Source organism: Paraburkholderia sp. BL6669N2 (assembly GCF_003387275.1).
Classification (GTDB): Bacteria; Pseudomonadota; Gammaproteobacteria; order Burkholderiales; family Burkholderiaceae; genus Paraburkholderia.
Map to the genome: position 1 here is coordinate 2,184,704 of NZ_QUNA01000001.1, position 25,756 is coordinate 2,210,459.

General features: G+C 55.5%; 16 protein-coding genes and 2 pseudogenes. 5 read left to right on the forward strand and 13 right to left on the reverse strand.

Annotation, left to right across the window (positions count from 1 at the left end; all coding sequences use genetic code 11):
- Positions 1-39: 39 nt before the first annotated feature.
- Together B0G80_RS09895 and B0G80_RS09900 are read right to left on the reverse strand one after the other, a co-directional pair.
- The gene (locus B0G80_RS09895) at positions 40-504 is read right to left on the reverse strand and encodes a hypothetical protein (RefSeq protein WP_116117871.1); all 465 of its coding nucleotides are present in this window, start codon (positions 502-504) and stop codon (positions 40-42) included.
- Between the two features lie 94 nt (positions 505-598).
- Positions 599-1,042: an Rrf2 family transcriptional regulator gene (locus tag B0G80_RS09900; protein WP_116117872.1), complete on the reverse strand. Its 444-nt coding sequence runs from the start codon at positions 1,040-1,042 to the stop codon at positions 599-601.
- Between the two features lie 151 nt (positions 1,043-1,193).
- Between B0G80_RS09900 and B0G80_RS09905 the strand changes: the two genes are divergently transcribed.
- Positions 1,194-2,099, forward strand: coding sequence for an NAD(P)/FAD-dependent oxidoreductase (locus tag B0G80_RS09905; protein ID WP_116117873.1), 906 nt, complete (start codon positions 1,194-1,196; stop codon positions 2,097-2,099).
- Between the two features lie 166 nt (positions 2,100-2,265).
- Here B0G80_RS09905 and B0G80_RS09910 read toward each other — a convergent pair whose 3' ends face one another.
- The 6 genes from B0G80_RS09910 to B0G80_RS09940 all read right to left on the reverse strand — a co-directional run bounded on the left by B0G80_RS09910 (position 2,266) and on the right by B0G80_RS09940 (position 14,748).
- On the reverse strand, positions 2,266-3,420 hold the full coding sequence (locus B0G80_RS09910) for a GIY-YIG nuclease family protein (RefSeq protein WP_147309848.1): 1,155 nt from the start codon (positions 3,418-3,420) through the stop codon (positions 2,266-2,268).
- A gap of 933 nt (positions 3,421-4,353) precedes the next feature.
- Positions 4,354-5,262, reverse strand: coding sequence for an H-NS family nucleoid-associated regulatory protein (locus B0G80_RS09920; protein ID WP_116117875.1), 909 nt, complete (start codon positions 5,260-5,262; stop codon positions 4,354-4,356).
- Between the two features lie 559 nt (positions 5,263-5,821).
- Positions 5,822-8,656: a P-loop NTPase fold protein gene (locus B0G80_RS09925; protein WP_116117876.1), complete on the reverse strand. Its 2,835-nt coding sequence runs from the start codon at positions 8,654-8,656 to the stop codon at positions 5,822-5,824.
- Between the two features lie 917 nt (positions 8,657-9,573).
- The gene (locus B0G80_RS09930; protein ID WP_116117877.1) at positions 9,574-10,332 is read right to left on the reverse strand and encodes a hypothetical protein; all 759 of its coding nucleotides are present in this window, start codon (positions 10,330-10,332) and stop codon (positions 9,574-9,576) included.
- A 1,078-nt stretch (positions 10,333-11,410) separates the two neighbouring features.
- Positions 11,411-12,067: a hypothetical protein gene (locus B0G80_RS09935; protein ID WP_116117878.1), complete on the reverse strand. Its 657-nt coding sequence runs from the start codon at positions 12,065-12,067 to the stop codon at positions 11,411-11,413.
- Between the two features lie 317 nt (positions 12,068-12,384).
- Positions 12,385-14,748: an alkaline phosphatase family protein gene (locus B0G80_RS09940; RefSeq protein ID WP_116117879.1), complete on the reverse strand. Its 2,364-nt coding sequence runs from the start codon at positions 14,746-14,748 to the stop codon at positions 12,385-12,387.
- Positions 14,749-15,739: 991 nt separating this feature from the next.
- Here B0G80_RS09940 and B0G80_RS09945 point away from each other — a divergent pair.
- Positions 15,740-16,204 carry a M15 family metallopeptidase gene (locus tag B0G80_RS09945; RefSeq protein WP_116117880.1) on the forward strand — a complete coding sequence of 155 codons (465 nt, stop codon included), beginning with the start codon at positions 15,740-15,742 and terminating at the stop codon, positions 16,202-16,204.
- Positions 16,205-16,503: 299 nt separating this feature from the next.
- Here the strand turns inward: B0G80_RS09945 and B0G80_RS45215 are convergent, their stop codons facing one another.
- Positions 16,504-16,764, reverse strand: a complete 261-nt coding sequence (locus tag B0G80_RS45215; RefSeq protein WP_147309849.1) for a hypothetical protein — start codon at positions 16,762-16,764, stop codon at positions 16,504-16,506.
- 23 nt (positions 16,765-16,787) lie between these two features.
- On the opposite strand from B0G80_RS45215, the gene B0G80_RS09955 reads away from it, so the two are divergent.
- Positions 16,788-17,546: a hypothetical protein gene (locus tag B0G80_RS09955; RefSeq protein ID WP_116117882.1), complete on the forward strand. Its 759-nt coding sequence runs from the start codon at positions 16,788-16,790 to the stop codon at positions 17,544-17,546.
- A gap of 585 nt (positions 17,547-18,131) precedes the next feature.
- Positions 18,132-18,320 (forward strand): annotated as a pseudogene (locus B0G80_RS09965) (ornithine cyclodeaminase); the annotation flags it as partial.
- Positions 18,321-18,351: 31 nt separating this feature from the next.
- Here B0G80_RS09965 and B0G80_RS09970 read toward each other — a convergent pair.
- The 3 genes and pseudogenes from B0G80_RS09970 to B0G80_RS46770 all read right to left on the reverse strand — a co-directional run.
- A complete protein-coding gene (locus B0G80_RS09970; RefSeq protein ID WP_116117885.1) occupies positions 18,352-19,197 on the reverse strand; it encodes a hypothetical protein in 846 nt (281 codons plus the stop codon).
- Positions 19,198-19,289: 92 nt separating this feature from the next.
- Positions 19,290-20,309: a hypothetical protein gene (locus B0G80_RS09975; RefSeq protein ID WP_116117886.1), complete on the reverse strand. Its 1,020-nt coding sequence runs from the start codon at positions 20,307-20,309 to the stop codon at positions 19,290-19,292.
- A 353-nt stretch (positions 20,310-20,662) separates the two neighbouring features.
- Positions 20,663-21,463: pseudogene (locus B0G80_RS46770) on the reverse strand (IS3 family transposase); the annotation flags it as partial.
- Positions 21,464-22,896: 1,433 nt separating this feature from the next.
- Here B0G80_RS46770 and B0G80_RS09985 point away from each other — a divergent pair.
- A complete protein-coding gene (locus B0G80_RS09985) occupies positions 22,897-23,334 on the forward strand; it encodes a hypothetical protein (protein ID WP_116117888.1) in 438 nt (145 codons plus the stop codon).
- Positions 23,335-23,707: 373 nt separating this feature from the next.
- Here the strand turns inward: B0G80_RS09985 and B0G80_RS09990 are convergent, their stop codons facing one another.
- Positions 23,708-25,585 carry a potassium transporter Kup gene (locus B0G80_RS09990; RefSeq protein ID WP_116117889.1) on the reverse strand — a complete coding sequence of 626 codons (1,878 nt, stop codon included), beginning with the start codon at positions 25,583-25,585 and terminating at the stop codon, positions 23,708-23,710.
- Positions 25,586-25,756: the final 171 nt, after the last annotated feature.

Genomic DNA, 25,756 nt, shown 5'->3' on the forward strand with positions numbered 1-25,756 from the left:
TTGACAAGCCACGCGCGCCCTCCCCGTGCCGCGCGGTGTCTAGTTTGAAGCTGCTTTCGTCCTGACGGCGCTCGGCTCACCCGCCTGTTTGAACATCTCGTCTATCAGGTCTTGCACGATGCCATCGGCGTTGGGAAACTGATGCAGCACCGAATTCTTCCAGTGCCCGGACGCAATGAGGCCGCCGCTTGGCGCCTTGTAGAAGCGAATATCCATTGAACGCAGGTACATGACGATGTCCCAGCGCCAACTGTCGGTGTAGGTAACGTTCATGTCGGTCTTATCACACGCCGGCGCCAACGATACGGACACACCGTGGTTCTCCAGATTGCGCTGGATAGCTGCGTCCATATCCGCAGACCGGCCGCCATGCGTGGTGAAACAGGCGACCGTCATTGGCGAGGCTTTCGCCTGCGGCCCCGCCGCGACATTCTGGGTTGTGGAGCAGCCAGAAAGGATGCCCAGCGCCAACACAGCGGCAACAGCGGAGACCAGAGTGCGCATTTTATTTTCCTGTTTGAATGCGAGGACGGCCCACAGGATATCGGCTGCAATAGCGAAAAGTTGAACGCTGAGGGCGTTCTGTTCTCGTTAGCGGTCAACGCGTGGGATTCTTCTTTCTCGATGACGCGTCTTTGAATCCGGAAGACAGCATTGCAAGAGTGACTTTTGCAAACTTGGCCAGCACCGCAGCGCGAGCGTCCCCTAACGTCGCCGACAGATGTGCGTTCACCGCTTGCTCAATCAGACATTCGGGACGGTCTTCTGACACGAGGTCGGAAAACAACGGCGGCTCGCCCACCGCCCGATAAACGTCCAGCAGCGTAATTTCCTCGAGCGGTGTGACCAGAACCCAGCCGCCGCCGTGCCCCTTTTCTGACTGCACGTACCCAGCGTCCCGCAATCCGCCAAACATACGCCGCACCACAACGGCGTTCGTGGCGAGCATTTCCGCGAGCGTCTCGGAGGTCAACGGCCCACCGGCGTGTGCCATATGAATCAACGCATGCAACGTCCGCGACATCCGGCTATCAGTTCTCATTGAGGAAAGCTCATTTATGAAACACGTCGAGTTGCGTAAGAGCATACCACGCGGGTATCATGCAACTTTATATGTTACGTGTACTGGTCACCTAGGACTGCGGCTGCTATCAGCAGCGCTATCCACTTGCCCTCAAAATGGGAGAAGCACTATGCGTTCGCAATTTGATGTCATTGTCGTCGGCGGGAGCTTCGCCGGATTGTCTGCCGCCATGCAACTCGCGCGAGCGAGACGTCGCGTACTCGTCGTTGACGGCAGAAAGCCTCGCAATCGCTATACCGCGCATTCACACGGTTTTTTCGGGCAGGATGGCAAAAACCCGACGGAAATTATCGGCGAAGCGACCGCTCAGCTGGCCCAATATCCGACTGTCGATATCGTCACGACTGAAGCTAGGACCGCCAGTCAGCTCGATGGTCATTTCGTCGTCACGCTAGCAGACGGACTGTCATTTTGTGCTGACAGGATAGTGCTTGCAACGGGCGTGCGGGATGAACTCCCTTCGTTGCCCGGGCTCGACGAGCGCTGGGGCGTCAGCGTGCTTCACTGCCCGTACTGCCACGGATATGAAGTCGTCGACAAGCAGCTTGGCGTCCTCGCAACGAATGCATTGTCAATCCATCAGGCGCTACTGATACCCGATTGGAGCCCAACGACCTGGTTCACGCAAGGCATCGTTGAAGCGACGCCGGAAGAGGCCGCGCTCCTTGGCTCGCGCAACGTGCGCATCGAGCGCTTGCCAGTCGTGGAGGTCTTGGGTAATGCGCCGGAGATGAGGGGATTGCGGCTTGCCGACAACCGTGTCGTTGCAATCGACGCGCTGTTCGTCGCCCCACACACTCACATGGCCAGCAGTCTCGCCCAGCAACTTGGCTGCGAATTCGACGAAGGACCAATGGGTCCGACAATCCGTGTCAATGAGTTCAAGCAGACGAGCATTCCTGGGGTCTTCGCCGCAGGTGATGCTGCTACCCCTTGGACAAACGCGACGTTTGCCGCTGCAGCAGGGGTCGCTGCAGGCGTAGCTACTCACCGCTCGCTCATTTTTGGGTTGTGACGCACTGCCATACGTCTGAGCCGCGTGAGTGTTTGCACCTGCGTACAGGTATTCGACTGCCACACGGCGCAGATTTAGCCACTGACCCGGTACACAGCGCGGTGCCCCGAAGTCGGTAATGCTGCGTTACCAATCTCGCACTGTCGTTTACGTGTGTCTAACGACACTAGCGGGAGCCCCAATGGCGCCTGCTACCACTCCCACCCGATACGCAAGTGAATCCCGTTGTTCCCGTCGACACACGGAATACGTGAGTGCAATGGGGGCAGGTCGCGTCCACCGTCTTCAGAGCAGGCAGGCGCATTAGTTTCCGGCAGACCGGACATGTTACGTTGACTTTCGCGCTGTTGGCTGCGGCTTCAAGGGGTACTTCGGCTGCGGTGGCGAGCGTTTGCTGATTTCCGGCGGAAGCGGTAGAGGCGTTGCCGCGTAGTTGGTTTGGAGTGCGCGGCGAAGCCGCGGCTACGAGCCAACGCGGTTGCGCTGCCGTTACGGTAGGAGGTGCGGTTGGGGTAATAGTTGCTTGACCGGTACGCGTTACAGCTGTCTTTAACTCTAATTGTGAAACCGAGCGAGCCACAGAATTCATCAACGGGGTTGATGTCATTCCGCTGAAATCGCATCGCTGTTCCACAGCTTTCAGCTCCGACGATAGGGCCGCTTCGAGGGCTATATATTCGCTTGCCTGCCTCTTCTGCTTCCTAGCTTGCTCCTGCAGGATGAAACCGACGATGAGGCCGGGAAAGCATGAGGGCAAAAGCAAATCGCCTGAAAAGCCCTTTTTATCGAGGAGGCCAATGACGACCCAAGCTAGCGCGGAGCCTAATAGCCAAAAAAAGCAAAAATGAGGCACCCGAGCGAGCCCTTCCCTTCGAGGTTCGTATTTCGCATAGATGGCAGCTCTAGCAACGTTACGGGCTTGCTCCAAGGCTTTCTCCGCCTCCTCCTTCTGGCGCTTCATTGACGCCTGCCTTTTCGACTCTTTCGCCTGAACGCGCGCGCGTTGCTCTTCGACCTCTCTGTCGTGCTCGCGCTGCGCCGCTGGGCCAATTGAAGCTTTGATGGTCTCTACTGCTTTCGCCCGTGAGCACCGGAACCACTCCCGACCTTTGTTCGCCCGTACCCTCGCAAGTCGACGGTGAACCTCAAATTCGACGGCACGGGCGTTGTCCACAAAAACGGAATATTCGACGACGGCGGGATAAGGTAGCGCAGTACCGCCTAACTCAAGGGCCCGCTCCTTTGGTGAGCGAGTCGTGTGTCCGACCTTCACGTAGTCCGGCATTGCCTTGTTGGAAATTACGTAGACGTACCCTTTCACGCCGCCTCCCTGAATCAATCTCGTTCTATTTCTGTTTGTTAATCCCAGTCTACCGGCCGCGCTGCGGCGCTGACTGTGCGCTCTGCCGCCATACGCGTGGTACTCAAACACTTCGCATACTGCGGGGATTCCAGGTACCTGACGAGCCTCGCCAACCCATGACGGAGTTCAGGCGTGAGGAGCGGTGAAATATCTCGCCCGCATCAATCACCACAGGACGCGAAAATCTGATGTCGGTAGATTCCAGTTGGTTGGGCCAAATCGAACGCGAATGGGCACAACTTCGCCAGTGCGACCCGTCACTCGATGTGGAAAGGTTCTTCCGCCACGTTGTATCAGAAAAAAGGTCGGATTTCTCTCACTTGAATCTATCGCCGCCATTGCGAATGGCCTGCTCACGAGCCCGCTGTCGGGCGCGCCTTTTCTCGGCCGGCGACTTGCTTGAACGGGTTGGCCCTGACCGGCATCCCTCCCTCCTGGTCGCGCTTGCACCGTCTCTTGTCACGGAGACAGGTGGGCCTGCGGGTTACGAGGGTGGACACGTCATTCTGGGCGACGTGCTGAAGGACGATACGGCGAGCGAGCCGCTGCGCGGCATGGCGGCAGCAGCTCTGGCGGACAGTGCGAGGCTTGGTCGCGGCATGGACGCGGACCTCGAGATGGCCAAGGATATGTATGCCACGGCGCTGGAGCGTGGACACCGGTCGCCGCGTACAACCTTGGTTTGTACTGGGAGGGACGCTGGGACAGAAGTGCTCCTGGCGACTTCGTCCCCGACACCACAAAGGTGGCACAGGCCTACAAGCGCGGTGGTTCGAACGCAAAATGCGCCGCCCGTCTAGACGCATTGCGGACCCGCTCGAGATAAAGCACGCCAATCGCGCGCGCCGGCGCGACGAAAAGCGAGCTCAGAGTGCTCGCTTACTCGCGCGATTAAGCAGCCCCAGCTTCTGGTGTAGCCGCGACATTCGTCGCTGCGCCCACCTTTTTGGCCCCAACCAGTTTCTTCGCCGGTGCCTTCTTCGCTACCGCCGCCTTTGTCGAAGGCTTCTTCGCGACGGCTTTCGGCTTGCTCGGAGTGCGAGAATCCGCAACTCCGCTAACGCCATCAATCAAGAACTTCGTCCGGTCTTTGGCACCAGCCAGCCACGCCGGCGTCGGACCGCGGCCGCTCCAGGTCGCGCCACTCTTCGGGTCACGGTAACGCGCAGGCTGCGTACCCTTCGGTTGTCCCTTCCCGGCGCCCACACTCGCACCGACCGACTTCGACGCGGTCTTCTTGCCCGCAGTCTTTGCCTTGCTCACAGCACCCGCGTTCGTCGTAACAGTCGCTTCAGCGCGGCCTGAAATCAGAAATTTGCTTCGGTCTTTGGCTTCAGCAATCCACGCCGGAGCGCGACCGCGTCCGCTCCAGGTCGCGCCCGACTTTGCGTCCCTGTACATCGCCGGCTGCGCACCCCTCACGTACTTTCCGGTCTTTGCGGCTGACTTGCTTTCAGGAGCCGACGCATCGGCGACGCCATCAATCTGAAACTTGTTTCGGTTCTTCGCATTTGCAAGCCAGGCAGGGGCTCGTCCGTGACCTGTCCACGTCGCGCCCGTCTTCGGGTGACGGTATTTTGCAACCGATGCAGAGGATTTCACTGCGGCTTTGACGCCCGGCTTGGGTCCACGCTTCTTGCCACCACCAACATGCGCAGCGATGTCAGCAGTCGTCAAACCATGCTTTTCCAGCATGCCACGAATCTTTTCAATCACCGCGGACGAGTCTTTCTTCACAATTGCTTCGGCTTGCGCCTTCAGCTTTGCGATTTTTGCCTGCAGACTTTCTACTGTAGCCATTTGCTTTTTCCCCGATTGATTGCAATTGCCGCACTATGCCACATTACGACAAAGATAGGCATTGAGCGGCAGCCTTATTTAATGCTGGGATGGAGTTTCAATTAATTTAACCCGTTCTCCCCTTCATCTGCTTGCCCAACTGTCCAAAAAGTCACCAGTCGCGCTGATTTGCTCTTCAACTGCAGTACGGTGCGACTCTTACTGGATGCACAGTCTCGACGTCCTAGCGGTTCGCCCATGCGCACGATGGGCAACAGTTTCTGACTTCGAACTCTAAAAGTGCTTCTGACTAACGCGGGGCAGGCCATCCCGCAATACGCATTCAAATATCCGGCAGCAAAAGGAAATGAGAAGGTCGGTCAGGGGACGGCATGGAGGGAGAGAAGTCGCCAACCAGTTGTTCAATACGCTCCACGACGAGTCTTCGGTGCTCCACGTCCGTGACGTCTCGTCCCAGTAACCGACACTCTCCTGGGTTCACCTAGACCGAATCGTTGTGACACTGAATGCGCCTTCGGAGTATCTGCGTCAGGTGGTTCCTAAGGCTCCCCGTCGAGAGTTATCTAGTCTGGCTTCGGGGATGTGCTGCAAGGTATTGCGACAAAAAGGCCTCCCGCTCCTCTCTCGTCGCAAACACCGCGCCTGCAAACGCCTCTGCTGCACCGGGATAACTGTGAGGTTCTCTCCGCGATACGACGTCAAAAATTGCATGAAAGATAAGTTCGCGGTTGCCCGCGAAGTGTTCTAGTACAGAACCGAAAAATTGTTGAGGAGCGGGTCCCTCGTAGTTTGGCCAAGGGAACAAGCAGAGCGAAATGAATGGAGCGGGACTAAGGTCCCGTAACAGCTCGGAGTACGACTCGACTAGGACAGGATATTCGCCCGGCGCATCCATCAATCGACGGAGGAATGTCTGCGTCACCAAGGGACCACCATTAAAGCTCGAAATAGTAAAACCGATATAAAGTAAGAGAGCCCGCTTGCGCTCGGAATCTGGAAGGTCTGCACTGCATGCAGCAAGGAGCATCAGCTCCCGGCAAACTTCGTTAAATCTTAGGGAAACCCGCGCGCTAGAGAGCACATTCTCGATGGTCAGACGTCCAATAAGGAAGCGCAGCAAAGCATAGCTTTGATGCAAACGGTGGGACTTAGAGCAGATACCACCATCGCAAGCCCGGGCGGCGCCGTCGCTCCAGTATGTGCAGATAACTTGCAGCGTGCCGAACAATTCATCAAGAAGGTCGTCCGGAACAACGTCTAGTAGGGCAAGAGATACGACGGCCGAGTCGTCGCAATCGACAAACAAGCGCTGCACAGCGGAGAGTGTCGCCTGCGGGCCGTCTACTGGCAAACACCGATTGAGCATCGACACTGTCAGGTCCCAATCGTCCTCTAAGGCAACGGGCCTTGACATGAGAGCAATGCACGCGCTCACCCACGACTGCCCGTCCAACGGCAAATTTATATAGCCTTTCAATCCGCGTATCCCTTCCGCTATCTCTCCAACCGACAGAATTTCCAGGAGGTTTCTCGTGAACAAATCCTTTTGACGTGTGTCGCGAGCATCGTTCGGCCCCCAACGATTCATTGCGTCAGCTATAAGGCGTGCCGCTGACGGTCCTGCTTCGCCTGGACAAACCTTCATTAGCTGAAAAAACGCATCGAAGCCCGCCGCGACTACTCCAGGCTCCGTCTCAAAACAAAGATTCTCCAACTCCGAAAGCGACCGGCGACATATGTGCCCAAGCCGAGTTTTGAAGGACCCCGGCAAGAGTCCCGAGTCACCGGATTCGCTTTTCAGGGAAGCGAGGGCGCCACTGAACGCTCGAAGGGCCGCAAACAAGTGGGGTGGGGAACTCGCTAAAAGAGGCAGTTCGCTGATTAGCGAGTCCACAATCCAACCCTCGTTGCATCGAATTGCCTCTAAAATCTTGGTCGAGTTACCGACTTTCAAGGAACTGATAAGCTCGGCTCTGTAATCTGTCGACAGCGTTAATTTCCACTTTTCTGCGATGCCAAAAACTAAGCTTTTGAATGCACGCTCGAACTCGCGCGCGTCTTCTGCGCCTGTGACGAATGCCTCCCAAGGCCTCGAACCATCTTCAATTTGTTGTATTAATCGCTCGCGCGGTCCCGTTAGAGCGAAGGCCACTAGTGTTCTGACAGGGTAGGCTTCTCCCCACTGAAAAATCAACCCAGAAACGTCGTTGACAAACCGTACGAGTTCCCGAGGTGTGGGAACTCGGTCACGTGTCTTGAGCAAATACAGGCGAACGCAATCATCGAGCTCCACGGGCGCCGTACAAGTACCGATTGCCTCCGACAGTTGCTCGCGCAAATAGCTGGTCCACGCAGCTAAAGTCGGCGGTTGAAGCTCAAGCTGCAATTGAAATACCTTCTCAAGGAAGATATCTCTTTGGACAAGTGGTCGCTGCAATGTCTTGGTCGAATCGGCCGCGGACTGTCCGACGTCTTCACCCTTAGGCTTAGCCGGCTCAACTGTGCGCGTGCTCGCTGAATTTGAAACATCCGAAACCGGTTTCGCTATAGGTATCAAGACCCACAGATTTTTGAACCAAACGGCCTGCTTGAATTGCGGATTGTCCAAAAAAGAACGGAGCAGCGCCCAAATTTCCTTGACTTCTGCGTCAACTACCCGGTCCAGATTGTCGATAACGATGACGAGCTTTCGAGAGCTGTCCGGCTTCCTATTCAGGCCGTCCTCCATCAGGCCAGCGAAGAACTTTTGGAACTCGATGCTCGTCGCCGATGGCTCATCTTGCTTTTCCGTCGTGTACTCTAGCGGTGTCCGACTTAAGAGAAAGCCAATCCATTTGTCCGACAAAGAGCGTATGAGGAACGCACATAAAAGTGCGACGCTAACGCATAGAACGATACCCGGAATGAGTTCGAGTTGACCGAGAGATGTGCCTATTCTTGGCCAGATTTGAAAGACCAGCGCCGTCAGAAGGGGCAAGAATAGAACTGCACCGAAAGTGGCGCGAGTTAAGCCATCAATTTTGGGAGCTTTTCGCTCGACCGTTACCTTTATCTTGCCAGCCAAGATGTCTCGCTCGCGCTTCCAATCGGAACTCAGCCACGTCGCCTGAGTTAACGATTCGACGAGACTGTCGAGGAACACCCGGCGCAACGGGTCACCAACATGCACCCACGCGTCGTACACAAAAACCAACCGGTCGTTCTCGCGCCGCTCCTTGAGCAACCGCACTACGGTTGACTTTCCAGCTCCCCATTCTCCGTCAAGCCGGATGGTCTTACCGCCACTCTGTGTTGTGACAATTCTGTAGATAGCATCTGCGACGCGCTGATGCGGACCGAGCGCATCCTTTCCGGCAGGCTCGTCGACGATAAGTGTTGGAGTTTTCGGGTCCATCGAACCATCTCAGCGAGGGGAGTCCTTATAGAATGGTAAGCCACACCTTGTAAGTCAAGCTCCAATGTAGCGGCCAAGCTTTGATTGCTCTAAGTTCTACTGTTTTCTAGGTCCGTCGGCCTGACAAGAGCGGGACAAACGATAGTCCCCATGACCTAGTATCGCTTTAACGAGGGAGAGTTCCTTATCTATACATCATGGGGACCAGATACGCGTGGGGCCAATTAGCAGTGGAATCAGGTCCGCCCAAGCGAATGCTGAAGCTGACACTCGAGGCCTAGTCCCTCCCTGCCACAATCTTCCGGTCCGCCAAACTAGATATTTACCACTCCGTACGGGATGGCTAGATGGTCCTCCAGTGTCTCGCAAAGGGTCGCAGCATTCTGGGAATAGCCGACAAAATCCTTTACCTCATCGTTCTCGCCGACCATCGACTCCATCAACGGCAAATGTCGGGGGCTTCGGGCCGCTGTGATACGGCATTGCTTATGTGCAGCATGCCCGCCCTACAACTGCCGCCGTCGTAGGAATTTGCGGCGCTGGCCCAAGTTACGCGCTGATTCGCAAACGTCCCCGTGCGGCATAAATTGCCGATACCAAAGTCTACAACGTTCATCTTCTGTCGGCAGGCCACGAGGCGAGCGTTGCTTAAAATATTGAAGCGGTCAAACGGCCGTTGCGATACATAGAATGCGGGGACATCAATGTGGCAACAGTATTTTTTTTACACGCATGCTGAAGGGGCGCTTCGAAACGAGTTGAAGGTTCAATTTTCGCTGCTAAAGCGGCAACGCCTTTTAGAGGCCTAGTATTGTTACCGCCGATGCCAGTTTGACCCAGATGCCGAAATTCGACTGGGCCACGAGAATTGCCCGCGAATCGTTGCTCCTGAAACGCTTTCCCAATTCGCAGTCTGGTCAGGCCGACGTCGGCATGTGGGGCGATATTGTGTCGGCGTCAACACCTAACGAGTCTTTCGTCGTCCAGTTGTCCCGGGCTATGTGAATCGAAAGCGAGGCGCTGAGCTGCCCCCTGCTTCCTGTAGCCCCGGTCGATGTTTCCTCGCTCCCAGGAGTAGAGGTGTTAGAGTCAATCTTGTCCAGTCCTGCCTGGGTACCAGAACTGGTATCAGCATCAAGAGTATCAGCGCTGTTACCCCCCCGAGGGTCCGAAGGTTTGAAGAAATTGCCGCCGTTGACTTCGTCGGAGCGGAACCCTTGCTCGTCGGGTACTTTTTGCTGTGACGAGGTAAGGGCACCGAGGTTCGACAACTCATCATCGAGTCCTGTGCCTGAAGTCAGCGATGAGGCGTGCTGGTCCGAAGGAAAAGGCGGCGCCGTCGGCGCCGAGGAGGGGCTGCTGGATGCGCTGTCAGGCGCTGGGGACGCCGAATCGCTGAAGAAAGCTGGTGGGGCAGCGGAGTTCGGTGAGCCATTCCCATCGCTTTCTACCAGTGAGGCCGCAGCCTCCAATGTTGTTTGTTCACCTACGGCGCCCAATGCGCTCTCGTGGGAAATGGCTCGAGAGGGGCCCTCTTCGCCTGACAGAGACTGACGGAGCTGCTGCTCTTGGTGCACTTCTTCGAGCTCATGCCGCCGCATTTCCGCCAGCTTCTCCCTCGTCTTCGCATCGTCATCGTCGGACGAACGCGTACCGCCCTTGGTCAAGTCATCCATAACTTTCCCCCGTGAGCTATCTGTGTCGCGTGAGCAAAGCATAGGACATGGTCAGAGCGTTAGCTAGTTGGGAATCGCTTGCACATTAGCATCTCCACGAGGCTACACGTGAGAGACGCGCCGGATTGAGACACGGTACGTCTCATTCGGGAATTGGACTGCTGCACATACAGAAAAGCTTTACCGGTCACGACATCAACGAAGATGAATTAGGATACCAGAGTCAGCAAACTACTACCCGCTGGGCCGGGAAGCATTTCCGTTTTTAATTTCGCAACCAGTCCTCGAATGACATTTGTTCTCAAGATACGTCAACCCCGATGCCTACCGGCGTTTTGCGAAAAGAGCAGTAGTACTACAAAGGTATTTCCGCCGGAGGGATAGAGTGACGTGACTGAACGGGGGCATCGGCGCTAGGATTGATTGATACGGCGATTTCCTGGACCAGACGATACTTATGGCGCACTCGAATCATGAAGCTGCGGCGCATGGCTTCGTGTGCGTCGCGCAGTGAGCACTGTTGGCGCTTTCGCCGGTCACCATCGTTTCCACGCGCAGGTCGCGAATTGGCGGCCAACTCGCGGTCCCCATGCCGAGAAATATTGCGGACCCATTTCGGTAGAACGCAGTTCACAGGTCACCGGACAGATGGGCGAATACATCAGGTCGAATCGACGCAGCGCTATCTCCCTGCATCCGCCCCAAATCGCATCTGATGCCCGATATTGCAGCCTTTCCATAGTGACTCAGCTAGGACGGCAACGTTAGAGTACTGTCGAAAGTAACATAGTTAGTCCCAACTAACGAAGAAAGTCGGCTGGTGCGCTTACCTTGTCTATTCCGCTCAACTGGATACCGATTGCCACTAACGCAACTGCCGCAGTCTCTGGCGGACGGCCTGTGCGAAATTGGCTCAGGTGCTAGCCTTGGAACCACTAGCCAGACGCTTGGAGCGCGAAGGCCCCTTTTGGGCAGCCACCGGCGCGCTTTTTCATCGGCACGACACTTGTATCCGATGTCATGGCAAAGCGTCGGCATCGAGATATCACGGCGCTTCTCAAGGTCGCGGACCGACATTTCAGCTCGACGAACAATTGCGCACTGGAAAAGAGTCTTCTTGTCCGACCCACAATTTTAAGGCACTGTGATTCGCCTTCGAGAGCGCGTCACGCCGTTTCAACTCTTCATTTACTGCCGTCGGGAACTGTTCCGGAAATGGAACTGCAAATGGAAGCTGTTCGCTACTTTGTATAACTCGAGGCACAGCCCTCCAACGGTCGCTATAGTTAACTGCATGATAGATATAGGCTTGCGCTTGCTTCCCAAATTCGCCGAACATGGCGTTGGGTAGATACAACCGAATCCGAGAAATAATTTCGTCGTTAGCTTTAACCAAAGAATCAATCTTTTCTCGCATAAGCGCCTGCTTCGTCTCACCCGTCTTTCGTGCCTTGCTCACATAGGATTCGAGGATACCCCAAGGCTTGACTAAATAGTTCGCTTGCAGGTCGCGAGACATATCTCGCGTCTCGTCAAGCTTTGTCTGGATGACTTTGAGTTGGCACCAAAGCTTCTGATTTTCGCGTTCTTCAGCCACGACATTGCTTTGATATTGCTCGTGATGTGCATACAGCCATGCGATTCCACCTGAAATAGCGACGATTGCGCCCACTACAATTGGAATCCATACGGCGAGGCTGGATTTGGATGAGTCAGCTGTCTTAAAGGCAGTCATGGTTACCTCGTCATTGGTTCGCTCGCGATTGTCATATCCTAGCGGCGTCTGCCTGCTACCCCCGAGAGTCTGCCACCCGCTTAAACCTCGCCTTTGCGAAGCGCTCTACTGAAGACTCGCTCAAACAGGAAATCAACTATGAAGCCTAATGCGAAGCGTTGCGGCGCGCGACAAGACTGCGAAAATCTCTGCGCCCGAGCTCGCGTGCGTTGGGCGTGTTGGCAACGTGTTCCCTAGGAGCCGTATTCGGCGACCGCTGCACCGAGTTGGCGACAGCCGTTCGTCGAACCGTGGCTACAATTACGAGGAGGCTTCGCTTAGGAACGACCGGACCTCGACGTGCCGATGCGGCCTTTGGCTTTCGGCCTAGGCTTGTGCTGTCCACCGCTTGTCATCTTCTTACCCGGCATGGACATAGAGATGACTGGCTGAACGGAAATCGGCGCCGCGATGATTGCAGGCCTTGCGCTACCTCTTTCCTGCGCGAACCACTTCTCTATTGCTTTCGCACGCGCGGAGACGGAAACCGGCGCTGTCTTCCCGTTTCCCCTCATGGCCAATCCTGGCCGGGTCGCGGCCAAACGGCCCGTTGTGCGTTCGCGCTCCTGCCGTACAAGCTCTGCGTATGAAACTAGAGCAGTCTGGGCATCGTGAAAGGTCGATGGCGTTCCTTTTTGATTCTGGGCCATCAAGCTGGACTGAGCGCAAGTCGAAATCCTCTCCGGCGTGTCTGTGCGAGGCTTTGGCTGCGAAACGCTCGACGCGAACGTGCCCGACTTATGTTCGCCCGCCGCTGATGCCGTCCGATGACAGATTGGCGAAAGGCCCCATTTCTCGCAGACGTAACGCAAAACGCTTGTATGGTCGTACAACGTATGGTCCACGCCTTTAGCTACCCATGGCGATACAAGGACAGCGGGAACGCGCACGCCCAGTTGGTTAAACGAGAAATTGTCCGTATTCTCGTCGGGAGCCACCGTCGCGGGCGGCACGACATGGTCGTAAAAGCCACCGTGTTCGTCATAGGTGACGACCAGTAGCGTCGATTCCCATAACGCCTGATTTGCCCGGATTGCATTGTACACATCGGCTATAAGCGTTTCGCCGGCCATCACACCAGTTGGCGAATGCTGGTCGTTCTCGTCACCATGTAATCCATCAAAATATCGGGGCTCGATGAACGAATATGCTGGGAAGTCTGATTCCGCTCCTTTGCAGTTGTCAAAGAATGCATCCATCTCCTGGAAGCTATCCGTGAAGTACAGGCGTTTCAAGCGGCTCAGCACGATGGATTGCGGTACACCACCGTGGTAAATCTTCCATGAAATCGACTTGTCATTGAGTTCGTCGTAAATCGTTCGCTGGGTGTACCTTCCGAAAAACATGCGCACAGTGTCGATGACACCGTCTGGCATGAGTACATCCCCAAGGCTCGTGCCGCTATGCACGAACAAGCGGTTTGGCCAAGTCGGTCCCGGCATCGATGAAAACCATCGGTCGCATACCGTGAACGATTTCGCCAGCGCGTGCAACGCCGGCAGGTCGCCATCCTTGAAATACGCCATCACCTGGTCTGCTTCGGCAGCTGGAGCAGTAGCGTTCTCGTGTCGGAACTCGTCCACAAAGTGCGCCATCCCGTCCGCAATCTGTCTGGTGACGTTCTCAAACTCGTGCGGGACTTTGAAATCTTTGCTGACGAACTGTGCAGCCGTGGGAGTTTGCTTGTGAGGCGCGTTATCTTTTTTGGCGTCAAGATTGACGCCGGGTTTTTGAGGGTCGACCCCATCGATATCTGGATTGGAAGCTTGGAGCGCCCCCAGCATGTGGTCGAAGGACCGGTTCTCCATCATGAGCACGATGACATGGCGGATAGGGTCACCGGGAAGTGTGTTGACATCGACGCCTTTTGCTGCCGTCGCGGCAAATCGTCCGGCCAGCTGAAATTTGCGTGACGCCGGTTCATTTTGCATACTGCTGCGGCGGACTACTCGACCAAGACCGCCTGTCTTTGCGTCCAGGCGCTGCCGCGCAAGCGCATCGTTTGCGAAGAACTGGCTATATTGGCCTTTTGCCGGGTCGAAGTAACCAATATATCCTCCCGAGCTGACTCCAAACGATTTCAGGTCTGTTCCGCAAAAATCGTTTCGCGCACCTTCCTCCTCGCCTGGTGTGAAATAGTGCGGCAAAACGAAGTTCGAAACAGTCACGCCGTCGATGACGTACGTCTGCGCTTGCACAGCATCGCACATCTCAAAAAAATGGTAGACGGTGCGATTGTTGTCGTTTGGGTCGGCTCCCTGCACAAGCAGATTGCACTGCGGGTCGCCGATAAGCTCGAGTGCTTCATGTGACAAGGTCGTTGGCCATTCCTCACCGAGAATCTTGCAGAGGTCCAGATAGACAAATCCATATGGAATTCCGGCCAGGTTCTGGTCGTGATATCCGAGCACGTCGTTCGAAGCGGCAGAGTCAAGGACGTAAAGAATGGCGTCGCCGCGCAATTCCTTGAGCTGTGTGAGGTCGGTGTTCGGGCCAACGGGACCCTCGACACGAAGTCTGCCGCCAAATGCCCAGTAAGGCTCAAAGTCCTCGGCAATCTGCCGATTGATGGCACGGGCGACACGATGCATTTCCCGGTCCGCAATGCAACTCGTGCGATTCACAACCGAAATTTGATACATGCCTACCTCCGCCTACTGTATTGTCGGGACCTGGCCTGAACTGGCTCAAACATGTGCGCCACGGGCTCTCGGAGTGCCGTTCCTTTTCATGACTGGCAGTGCCGGTGCCGGGTCGGCAATAGGCGGAATCGCATCCGCGGGTCCTCGTTGAATGGCGGAGGCGAACTGGCACCATATGTCGAAAGCATGCTGGTCACTGCAACAGGCTTCAATGTGTTCATTGCAAACCAAGAGTCGCTCTGCACGAGAAACTGCCAGTCGAAATTGTTGAAAATTGGTTCCTTCCGTGTCCCCAGCGTTTGGGAAAGAAATACCGCCAGTTTCTCTGGCGCGGCTATCTCCGCGCACTTGCAAAACGCGCGCTGGAAATTCGACGGAGACTAGACCGATTGGCACTCTCAGACGCCGAAACTTTTTGCTTTGTAAGCTTATACTGCGCGCCAGATAAGGCTCGCGCTTTGCATTCGTCTATGTTCGCTAGCGCACATTGCTGTCTTACGCAGCGCGCCACTGCATTGCGATACGCGTGCACCGTCCCGGTCTGACTCGCATCTCTCGCAGAAACGTACTTGACCGCCGACGTTACGCGGTATCGCGAACAAATCCACCGCACCACTGACGTGAAACAACGGCTCAAAGGAAGGACGAGCCCTCCCTGCGTGACCATCGAAGGCTCGTGAAATTAGTCGCAGGTGTTCTGCGTCGGATACCAAATGTGGGATTTGGTTCGCGCCAACCGAGGGTCCTAGCCCGTGTCGACGCTGAGGCGTCCCTGAATTTCCGTCACTCACAAATCGTATGTGCGGTAGGCCACACAGCGGTAACAATTAAGACGTTTACATTAGACCTACTTTCACCTTTTATTTTCTAGACGGGTAGAGCATCCACTGCAGATAGTCACAACAACGCAGTTCCACAGCGCTAAGCGCCCAAATCCGTGAGTAGCGGTTATTTGGTAGTGCATTGGCAACCGAAGAAAAGGGGGTGCGCAATGCTAGAGAGGACGCCCGTTGGGCTAGATGAGATTGTCGAGACGTTCGGGAGCCTTGATGTGCCAAAGTTCAAGGACAGGTACATCACACCATTTACACTGCCGTATCCGCTTTACTATGACAAAGAGATAGTGCACAGAGCGCGCTGCCACTTTCTGATTGTTGATAATTTTCTCAAAGCATTCGACACACTCCAAAAGAACGGGCTAAGTAAATACGTTCAAAATTACGGGGGCATATACAACGACCGAAAGGTCCGAGGGAAAGAGGGGAAGACAGGCAAGGTCTCTACGCACGCATGGGGTATTGCCATCGACCTGGAGCCCAAGAAATATCCTCTCGGAAGCAGCGACCGGTTTCCTGACGAAGTGGTAAGCATTTTTAATGAATGTGGGTTCTTCTATGGCGGCGATTTCAAGGGACGTAAGGACCCGATGCATTTTCAGTTCGCCAAGGGTTATTGACCGCCTGCGCGCGAGCCTTGACGTGCCGCGGGGAGGTTACTCGGTGCTTCCTCGAAAGAAAGAAAAATCTAGGAGACATGAAGTGAATACTGCCCCTACACCGCCTATCGAACACCCATCGACCAACGCTGTCATCGGCGATGCGCGACAGAATTAAGGCTATTTGAGTAATGTGGATGTCAACGCGCCGAACGGTAGCTGCCGCATCGCGGCCGGCGCTCGGGCCTCGTCCGATTCTTCGCCTTGACCTCAAGAAGGCTAAGGCTTTGATGGCCCTCGCCCTCGTGTGTCTAGGTCTTTCAGGATGCGTCATCCAAAATGAGCACGTGAATGGAGCGATTGAGTCGACCCGCTACTTTGGCGTTGTCAAAATTGATACGTATGGGGACCGTGAGCTTCAAGTGACGCAGAATAAGTTCACCACGGTGGGACTCCGTGTCGGTGCCCAGTCGGGGGTTGGATTCTTCAGCGAGAGCATCTTGTACGTCCCACTCGACTGCCGAGTCGTCGTTCTGGTCAACACCGAGAGTCAACTCGAAGCCGCGAGAAGATTCATTCAAGACCCAATCATGGCGACAGAACTATGCGTACAGAAATCGGAATAGTCTTGACCATCGTTGTGCTTGCAACGATGGCCTGCTCCAGCACCCCGAAACACACGAACACACTCATCTTCGGCACCAACACCATCATCGCGCTCGACGTCTCACAGTCGCCAACCGGCAACGTCGGGGTGACATTGGGCTACAAGAGGCAGGAGGCGGTATGGATGCCTCTGCTAGCTAACGATGGAGAAGTCGAAGGCAACCAAATTCCGGCGAAGTGTGACAGTGACGACTGCCGGAGCTTCATCGGGATGACTGGTGGGGACGGCCATGTCAATGGTCCTGGAGCACGTGACACTTATTCGGTGATTGCAACGCTCTCCGGCGAGACTACTGGGCGCGCGCCTGTTGATAAGACGGGCGCTGAAGTGTCGGCCGGCGGCAGCATTGCGCAGTATTTTGCAACAGGGATGGCGGCCCGCTTGCTGGCCGACAAAGGGGGAGCAGCGCTGGTTAACACCAATGCCTATCCGGCAGTCTCTGCAGATATTCAGACGGAGGCCGAGCAACTTGTGGCCAGTCAAACCCAAATGATAACTGCGGTAATGCGGGCAGTGAGCAAATCTGACGGCACACTCGACATAGCCAAGCGAAATGCTTTGGTAGAAAAATCGGCAATTAGCGCTCCGAACATAAAATTGCAACTTCTAAAAAGGAATGAGGCGGCGACGTTCCGCGACTACCTTTTCTTGCGGTTCGAGGGTGCCGCGAAACCGCTGTACGTCGCAATCAAGTAACACTTGGCTGGAGACGAGCAAATGTCCAACGTTGTTATCGAAGCATTTTCGACCGAGCACGAAGCGCTTGTCGTGCTCACGGTTTGGAAGGAAGAACGAAACTTCTTACCAGTGGGGCCTGGAATCATTAAGTGCGAGAGCGCGGGTTGGAACAACGTGGCTTCGACTACGCACGTTCAAGACGACGCTTCGCATGACGGTGGAGACACCTATCTTGTAATCGTACAGTCACCTTGACGATTCGGTTTCTTGGGTTAAAGGTCTCCCTTCGGTGGACTACGTAGACAGTCTCATGGGGTGATGAAGACTTTGCTTGCGATAACGTCGTTATAATACTCAAAGGTAAAGGAGACATCACAAGTAGCTGCAGGCTGCTTCCAGAGCGGGAAATTCAATTTAGTGACTTGCGGTGCGCTCTCGCCATTCGAGCCCCACATCCATCGCCAACATGGCCACCGCTCTCCCGGAGCGACCACGGGCGTTTATAGACGGGCGGCATCTTGGAAGTATCCCAGCCACACGTTGCTGGCGCTTAAAATGAGATAAAAGCCAGCCCCACAACGACCATCAATTTGGTATTGGTTTCTCGCAGACGTCGATACCGGCACGCCTCACCTGTTATCGGAATTGACGCTTACAACCGCAATACGAACGGCCGCCATGTCTCCAGTAGCGGCTCGTTTGCTCGGCCGCCCGGAATGCTGGACAATGGCACTTATTGGGAATGGAGCTCAAAGCGAATTCCAAGCGCTCGGTTTCCTGAATTGCATTGGCGACACTCTCGAAGGCGGGTCTCCTTCTATGGCTAGATAGCCGCTATCGTAGTACGCATATCTGGCGTCGTCGCCCCGAGGTGCCAGAAGTTGAGCGCAACGATACTGCCCCACGCGTCGAAGCCCTGCTGGAATTCCACAAGTTTCTTCTCAACATCATCCGCTGAAAACGCGTCTTCCGGATAAGCCTGTCCCGTGAGGATGACTGGTTTGTGATACCAGGTCGTGTACCGGTCTACACAGAGCCGGCCGTAATCGGCTGAATTCTTGAGCTCGTAGGCTGCGGGTTTGCTGATTGCGTTCACCATTTTCTGTGACGGGAAGCTCCCGTACCAATAAGCCTGCGGGTTCATTGCGTCGACGAAATCTTCGGCCGGCTTGAGCACCGCAGGGTCGTGCCAGTCTATAAAGCCGTGGCTCGTCAGCGCCAAGCCGCCGGAGGCGGTGTCCTTCACCCCTGCCAGATAGTCGTGGATTTCCGTCGGCGTCCAGTTTGATGACGACACGCCCTGCTCGATGTCTGCTACGAAGGTGTCTAGTCCGAACTCCTTCAGTGCTTTTTTGGTGAGGCTAGCCTCTTTGCCGGGGTTCTCTCCCTGACACCAGCCCCAGCCCGCGACAGCGAGGCCGGCCGTCTGGACTGCATCCAAGAAGAGGTGCATCTTCTTACGGTCAGCACCATCCCTGTCACCAACATAGCCGTTTCCGTGGATGCGTACCCAGACATGCTGCAGGCCCATGTCCTTCATTGCCTGCGCGGCATCCCTCTCGTTATGGTTGAAGGCAGAGACCACTTTGTCGCACGTGTAGATGTACATCCCTTTGCCGGATAACGCGGGAATGGCCTTTCCGTCTGGAAACGTCGCAAATGTTGTCATATTCACTCCTTGGTGCACGAAGAGGTGTCGCTTGCATACATCGAAACTAGCGCGTCCAAACGCGCGGGGTTGCTTGCGCGCAGGAGGTTAGCCTATGGTGAGTGGACATCTGTGAGTAAGGGCTGACCGGTAAGGAAGCGGTACAAGTTCACGGAACGCATGATGAAGCCAAACCGGCGGCGAGCCGTGGTGCCGTCGTTCATCTGGGCATATGCGTCAATTTCTCGCTGGACGCGCCCCGTATCCGTATTCGCCTTTCTGGCAAGCGCGGCCTCAGCGCGCGCTGGAGCGGAATTTCGAACGCGAGCATTCGCCAGTGCCTCATCTATGGTGCCGCCTTGCGCAAGCGTGTGATTCATCGAGCGGTTCCAGTTGCGGTCAAGCCAACTGTTGAAAATCCACTCTTGACCTTCCTGAGAACGAAGCGCGATACGCATGTAGGTCCGAAAGAGTTGCCAGCTATGCGGATTCATGTGCTTCTTATTGTCCCAGACGAGGCAGTTCTCTCGCGAGACTCGTGGGTGCTCCTCATCCGCATTAAACGCCCGGCCGAACAGGTCAGCGTTGATAGCGGCGGCGTCACACAGCCCGGAAGCTCGAATCTGGTCGTACTGGATGCGGTTGTGCAGATAGATGCCCGGGTCCGCAAATTTGAGGAATTCGGCCTTTTCTGTCAGCGAGGTTGGGTGGGTAATGAAGCGCTCCGCTACGAACTCGACGAAGTGTCCCAGTTCCTCGGAGTCAACGTGCGAAATACCAATGCCGCCGAGGTCGTAACTCATGACGTGCTTTCCCTGCTTCGCATTGCTATTGCTGGCCCAGTGCCGATTGCACGGGTCGGGCAGCTCGCGTTCGTCGATACCTGTTATACCCCACTCGCTCACGCCCACCGTCAGAGCAAGCAGACCGAGGTTGCGTTTTGCCGTGGCGTCGTCTGTGTTGCTAAGATAGGAATCAACCAGAGCTTTGTAGAAGGAAATCGGAATACTCTCGTCCCTGGCGTTGTCATCCGCCGTTGGCGACCATTGCGCATGGCTCATCAACTCGCCAAGCACCGGATTGCTCCAACCTGCCGTGGCTGGCGTCGCCGGGACGGCCGCATCTGCGCCCATAAGCTATCTCCTTGGATTCGTATAAGAAATCATTCTCTTGCTGTTTCTAACCTGAAGACAGCAACGGCCTACAACCATGCGAACGGCCGCCGCTCAAGCATGAAAACTGGCGACGGAATTTTCGCGAGTTATCTAAGCAAGATGCCTATGTCTCACAAATAAAAGGTCGCGGAAGGCATTCTGTAAAGATAAAAATTATTTCAATAATGTGTTTTTGCGTATAGACAAGAAAAAGAAAAACTATTTTTAAGTTACGCTATACGCGAAGTAGTCGAGGGTATCGTCGCCACATTTTGATTTCACAATAGGCTCTGCCCGGACTCGCCCCTGCATGCCCGGACATGCGGTCACGCTTAGGTCGGGGAATTTGCTCGTTGGCGAAACTCGCGTGGTGAGCAGTATTTCAGGGCGCTGTGCGGATGCGACTCGTTGTTGTGGTCAAACGCGATGGCCAAGTTGTGCAACGCCGTTCTCGCGTCCGGCTTGAGCATCCACGAACGTAGTCTCTCTTCATCGTTTTGACGAAGCTCTCGGCCATCCCATTGCTCAGCGGACTTCTGACCGGCGTCGTGATGGGTTTCAGGCCTACGTTTTTCGAGAACGTCAGGGTCTCCTCGGCAATGTAGCAGGAGCCGTTGTCGCTGAGCCATTCGATTTCGTTGTCGGCCTTCAACGCACCATCGAAACGGTTTTCTACAGCCTGAAGCATGACATCACGCACCATGTCTCCGGTATAGCCTCCAGTGGTCGCAGCCCAGCTCATGGCCTCCCGGTCACAGCAGTCCGGTGCAAAGCTGACGCGCAGCGGCGAGCCGTCATCACAGCGGAATTCGAAGCCGTCCGAGCACCAGCGCGCATTGCTCTGGTCCACCGCGACCCTGCCATCGTGCCGGCGCGTGGATTCGGATGTCGAGGGCGGCGCGTGAGCAGCAGGCCGTGAGTATGCATAACCCGATAAAGCCGTTTTGCATAAACCCGAGGCTGCCCCTGTGCGTCCCGGTTTCAGCGTAGGGGGGACCGGGCGCGCCGGTAGCCGCAAGTAGGCAATCAGCAACCAACTCCTGGAGCTCGGGAACGAGCGGCATGTCGTCACGGGCGGGTGTCTGGCGCTTGTCGACCCATTCGGCGTCGCGCTTTGTTTTCACCGCGAGATTACGTCCGCGCCTTCATTCTTTGATTGTTCAATCCCGAATCAAAGGCTTGACCATTCCGACGTACAACCTTGTAGGTGTTGGTCTGCACAGCGCGGTGGCTGCAACGCTTTCGCTTACTCAGTGTGCGCTTAGACACATACATAAACTTTGCACTGACCTACGCTGCCTGACAAAGAGACAAACGCTAACGTTTGCACACGGAAGCCCGCTGCATAACAGCGAAGCCTTTCCAGGATATCGAAATCTGGCGGCCGACTATTCAAAAATTTACGCTCTTCGGAGCAATTCGCTTCGACGGTCGCCTGTTGCTTTCTGCATTACGTTCTGCGCTGAAAGACGGTATTTTCTCTCACAAACCATGGATGCATAGATAGCCCTCCACGTCGGGCCCGTGACGAATGAGACATGCATAAAAAAAAGCGGCCAATTCTCGTCCTCCTCCGAGAGGTTGTGCCCTTTCATTTAGACACTACATGCCTCACTGAGCCGACCTCGACCCTGTCGAATGTCAGATGCCCAACGTAATGAAGACGTAATTTGAGGTTTCCCGTGGCGACGAAAACTGATGCGGCAACGCCGAATGATGAGACGCATTCCGACCTACTGTCAGATTGCAGAATCATGCTCCGCTTTGCGACGAAAAATGGATTACAGCTATCGGAACAGCTAATGCATGACGTCGCAGAGCTTGACATGCGGCTAGTGTCGCTCAACAAAGAGCCAATCGTATTTATCGACAAAACACTTATTGAAAGCGACTTGTACGGTCCGAGGTCGAGACCAGTTCTCAGCCAAGAGCAGCCTGTAGTCGCCCGACCGGCGGGAACAGGCCCGCTGCCAGACGACACGCCGAGCGACATTCCGACATCGCCGAACGAGGCCAATTTTCCACACAGTGAGGACGTCGGCAGCGACGTCGGTGGCCCAACGCCTGCCGATTCTCCCACCGAAATTCAGCATCGGGGTGAGGCCAATCATTCTGCAACGGAAGCCGCAAAAATCAGACCGGTCGGCATCAGCCGGCCGTCTGTGGTCCCGGATAAGGAAGCCTTGCATTCAGCCGACTTGACAAGCGTGAATGCAAAACCGTTCACGACAGTCACTGAACTCGTCCTCAGGGTGCAAGCAGAACTCTCGCTGGCCATCGCGCCCGCGACAGCGGTATCGCTCCTGACATCGGAACCTCCGCCAGGCCGACACAAGTTGCTCGGAGGGATGCCGCTCCTTGTTAAATGGGCTGCGGGCGCAGCACTTTGCAGCGCACTTGTATTCGCTATTACGTCCGCAATTATAGTCGCGAGAAATTTTGAGACGAAGCCTGTCAAGCCTAGTGCGCCTGCGTCGAGCCCCGAGGCGGCATCCGCGCCGGTCGCTCGGGGAAATAAGGCGTCCTTCAATATTTCGAGAAGTGGTCTACGACCGGAGAGCGCGCCATGGACTACCTGAAGACGTTTTCCTTGTCTGCGTTCTTAAGCCCGGGCGCATTGAGCATGTTGCAAACTTTCTCAGGCGCGGTACTGGGAGCTTCTTTTTACGTGTTATTAAGGGCACAGCCTTACTTGGTGAACCGTTCCTACGACCCCAAATACAATGCGATGTATATATCGCGGCTAATCACAGGCGTGGTAGCGGGAATCATCTTGTCTATTGGACTGCAGGAAGCCATTGGACACAGCAATGCGGCTTTCACGCCGGGCGCTTTAGCTATCCTTGGCGGGTACGCTGCAGAAGCCGTCGAAGTCATCCTAAAAAGACTCGTGGACGTTCTGTTGGCCATTTTTCAGGGTGCTCCGACGGAACAGCCCAAAGCGAATCCGCAGCCTAAAAAGGTTAGCACTAGTAGTCCAAGCGGCGCCACTAAAAGTCCGTAACCGATGTGTTGCCGGCTTAAGCGGAATCGCTTGGCGAAGCCGGACTGCGTCGGAATCAGTATGTCTACGTCGTAGCCCAGCTCCGCGAGCCTCTCCCTCGCCAACTCAGTCGCATCCGAAGTGGGTCGAAGGGACCGCGAAATTCGTTGCTCGGCGGACAAAACTCCCTTGGATGGGCTCCTACCCGCACAAACACACTGTTTGCACATCACTGATGCTGTCGACCGGCTCGCCGATTGATGTCTGCGGCGCCGCACCGACGAACGGCGCAATGCCAGCTCATCGCCAGCATGAGCACCCAGCGCGTCGCGCGCCGTCGGCTTATCTTGCCAAGGACGGAACCGAAACTCTTCGCTCGAGTCGGCATTACCCTTCAAATCTCTACCTGCGCTCCCAGTTCGATGACCCGATTGGGCGGAATCTTGAAGTAATCAGCCGCGTCGCGAGCGTTGCGAGACATCGCGGAATACAAGGCCTCCCGCCATAGCGCCATGCCGGCTTTCGGCGTGGCGAGGACTGTCTGGCGGGCGATAAAGAAGGAGGTTTGCATCGGGTTAATCGAGAGTCCAGCATGCCGACCTTCTTGCAAAGCGCGCGGGATGTCGCGCTCATCCGAGAACCCATAGTAGACGTTGACTTGATAGCAGTTGTGTCCAAGCGGGACCACCTTGATGCGTTCCCTGTCCGGAACTCTGGGGATGTCGGTGGCGTACACAGTCAAAAATATCGTTCGTTCATGCAGCACTTGGTTATGCAGTAGGTTATGCAACAGCGCATGGGGTACGCCATCACCTTCTGCACGGAAGAAGACGGCCGTACCAGGCACGCGTAGCGGTGGATTGATGAAGAGCGACTGGAGGAAGTCGTCGAGAGGGATGAGTTGGCGTTGGAGGCTTTGGAATACCAGTTCGCGCCCCCTTCGCCACGTCAGCATGAGCATGACCATCAGCGCACTGATTGTTAGCGTAAACCAGCCGCCGCTAATGATTTTCAAACTCGTGGAAGAGAACAAAGCGACGTCAATCGTCAAAAAGAATCCGGTCGCTGCGACCGACAGCAACAGCGGAAATTTCCAGCCGAAACGAACAACGAAGAACGTCAGCAGCGTCGTCGTCAACATCGTAGCGGTCGCAGCAATGCCATAGGCCGAAGCCAAATTGGAAGACGAGCCGAATCCCACAACGGCCAATATGACAGCCGTGAGCTGGAGCCAATTGACGAGTGGGATGTAGATTTGCCCCTTTTGACTTTCAGAGGTCTGGCGGATGCGCATACGGGGCAGGAAGCCCAGCGCAATAGCTTGCTGAGTCACTGAAAATGCACCAGAGATTGTCGCCTGCGATGCGATAACGGTCGCCATCGTCGAGAGCACTACCAGCGGATAGACGCTCCAAGGGCCAAGTTGCAGAAAGAAAGGATTCGAAACCGCTGCCGGATTCGATAACAACAAGGCGCCTTGCCCGAGGTAATTGAGTGCCAGCGCGGGAGCGACGATAGAGAACCAGGCCAAGCGAACTGTCTTCTTGCCAAAATGGCCCATATCAGCATACAGCGCTTCCGCACCGGTGAGCGCCAGGACAACCGCACCGAGGGCGACGAAGGCCAACCACCCGTTGTGGATGAGAAAGCCGAGGGCGTGGAGCGGATTGAAGGCAATCAGAACAACCGGGTTCTTTGCGATATTAGCAACGCCCATGGCAGCAAGCGTAATGAACCAGACCAGCACAATCGGGCCGAACCATTTTCCGATACCGGCTGTGCCCCTGCGCTGCAACAAGTACAGTGCAACCAGAACGGCCAATGTCACAGAGATAACATACGGCTTAAGAGCAGGCGCGGCCACTTCCAACCCTTCAATAGCCGACAAGACTGAAATGGCTGGCGTAATTACACCGTCGCCGAAAAACAGCCCTGCGCCGACCATGCCAAGCAGCATCACCGGATAGTACCAACGGGATTTCTGCGTGACCGACGATAGCGCTAACGCGGTCATCGCCATAATGCCGCCTTCCCCCCGGTTGTCCGCCCGCAAAACAAGAGTTACGTACTTGAGCGAAATCACGATTATGAGGCCCCACAAAATCAGCGAGACCACCCCCAGCACATTGACAGGGACAAGCGAAAGACCGTGATGTTTCGCGAATACCTCCTTCATTGTGTAAAGCGGACTGGTTCCAATGTCGCCGTACACAATTCCAATGGCAGCCAGCGTCAGCGCAGCAATGCTACTTTTATTGGAGTCTGTAGTCACGATGCCGCCTCATTGTTGAGCCTCAAAGCATGTAACTGCGGAGCAAACTGCTGCTCCAGCCCACTACAACTTCTGCAACCGTCGCATCGCATCCGACCGCAACCGACCTACAAGCCATTGCAGACACTGCCACGTCGCTGTGCTCTACGGATTCCGATATTAACTTCTCGT

Coding starts and splice junctions, on each gene's coding strand:
- B0G80_RS09895 (WP_116117871.1), bottom strand. CDS start 504: ATGCGCACTCTGGTCTCCGCTGTTGCCGCTGTGTTGGCGCTGGGCATC.
- B0G80_RS09900 (WP_116117872.1), bottom strand. CDS start 1,042: ATGAGAACTGATAGCCGGATGTCGCGGACGTTGCATGCGTTGATTCAT.
- B0G80_RS09905 (WP_116117873.1), top strand. CDS start 1,194: ATGCGTTCGCAATTTGATGTCATTGTCGTCGGCGGGAGCTTCGCCGGA.
- B0G80_RS09920 (WP_116117875.1), bottom strand. CDS start 5,262: ATGGCTACAGTAGAAAGTCTGCAGGCAAAAATCGCAAAGCTGAAGGCG.
- B0G80_RS09925 (WP_116117876.1), bottom strand. CDS start 8,656: ATGGACCCGAAAACTCCAACACTTATCGTCGACGAGCCTGCCGGAAAG.
- B0G80_RS09930 (WP_116117877.1), bottom strand. CDS start 10,332: ATGGATGACTTGACCAAGGGCGGTACGCGTTCGTCCGACGATGACGAT.
- B0G80_RS09935 (WP_116117878.1), bottom strand. CDS start 12,067: ATGACTGCCTTTAAGACAGCTGACTCATCCAAATCCAGCCTCGCCGTA.
- B0G80_RS09940 (WP_116117879.1), bottom strand. CDS start 14,748: ATGTATCAAATTTCGGTTGTGAATCGCACGAGTTGCATTGCGGACCGG.
- B0G80_RS09945 (WP_116117880.1), top strand. CDS start 15,740: ATGCTAGAGAGGACGCCCGTTGGGCTAGATGAGATTGTCGAGACGTTC.
- B0G80_RS09955 (WP_116117882.1), top strand. CDS start 16,788: ATGCGTACAGAAATCGGAATAGTCTTGACCATCGTTGTGCTTGCAACG.
- B0G80_RS09970 (WP_116117885.1), bottom strand. CDS start 19,197: ATGACAACATTTGCGACGTTTCCAGACGGAAAGGCCATTCCCGCGTTA.
- B0G80_RS09975 (WP_116117886.1), bottom strand. CDS start 20,309: ATGGGCGCAGATGCGGCCGTCCCGGCGACGCCAGCCACGGCAGGTTGG.
- B0G80_RS09985 (WP_116117888.1), top strand. CDS start 22,897: ATGGACTACCTGAAGACGTTTTCCTTGTCTGCGTTCTTAAGCCCGGGC.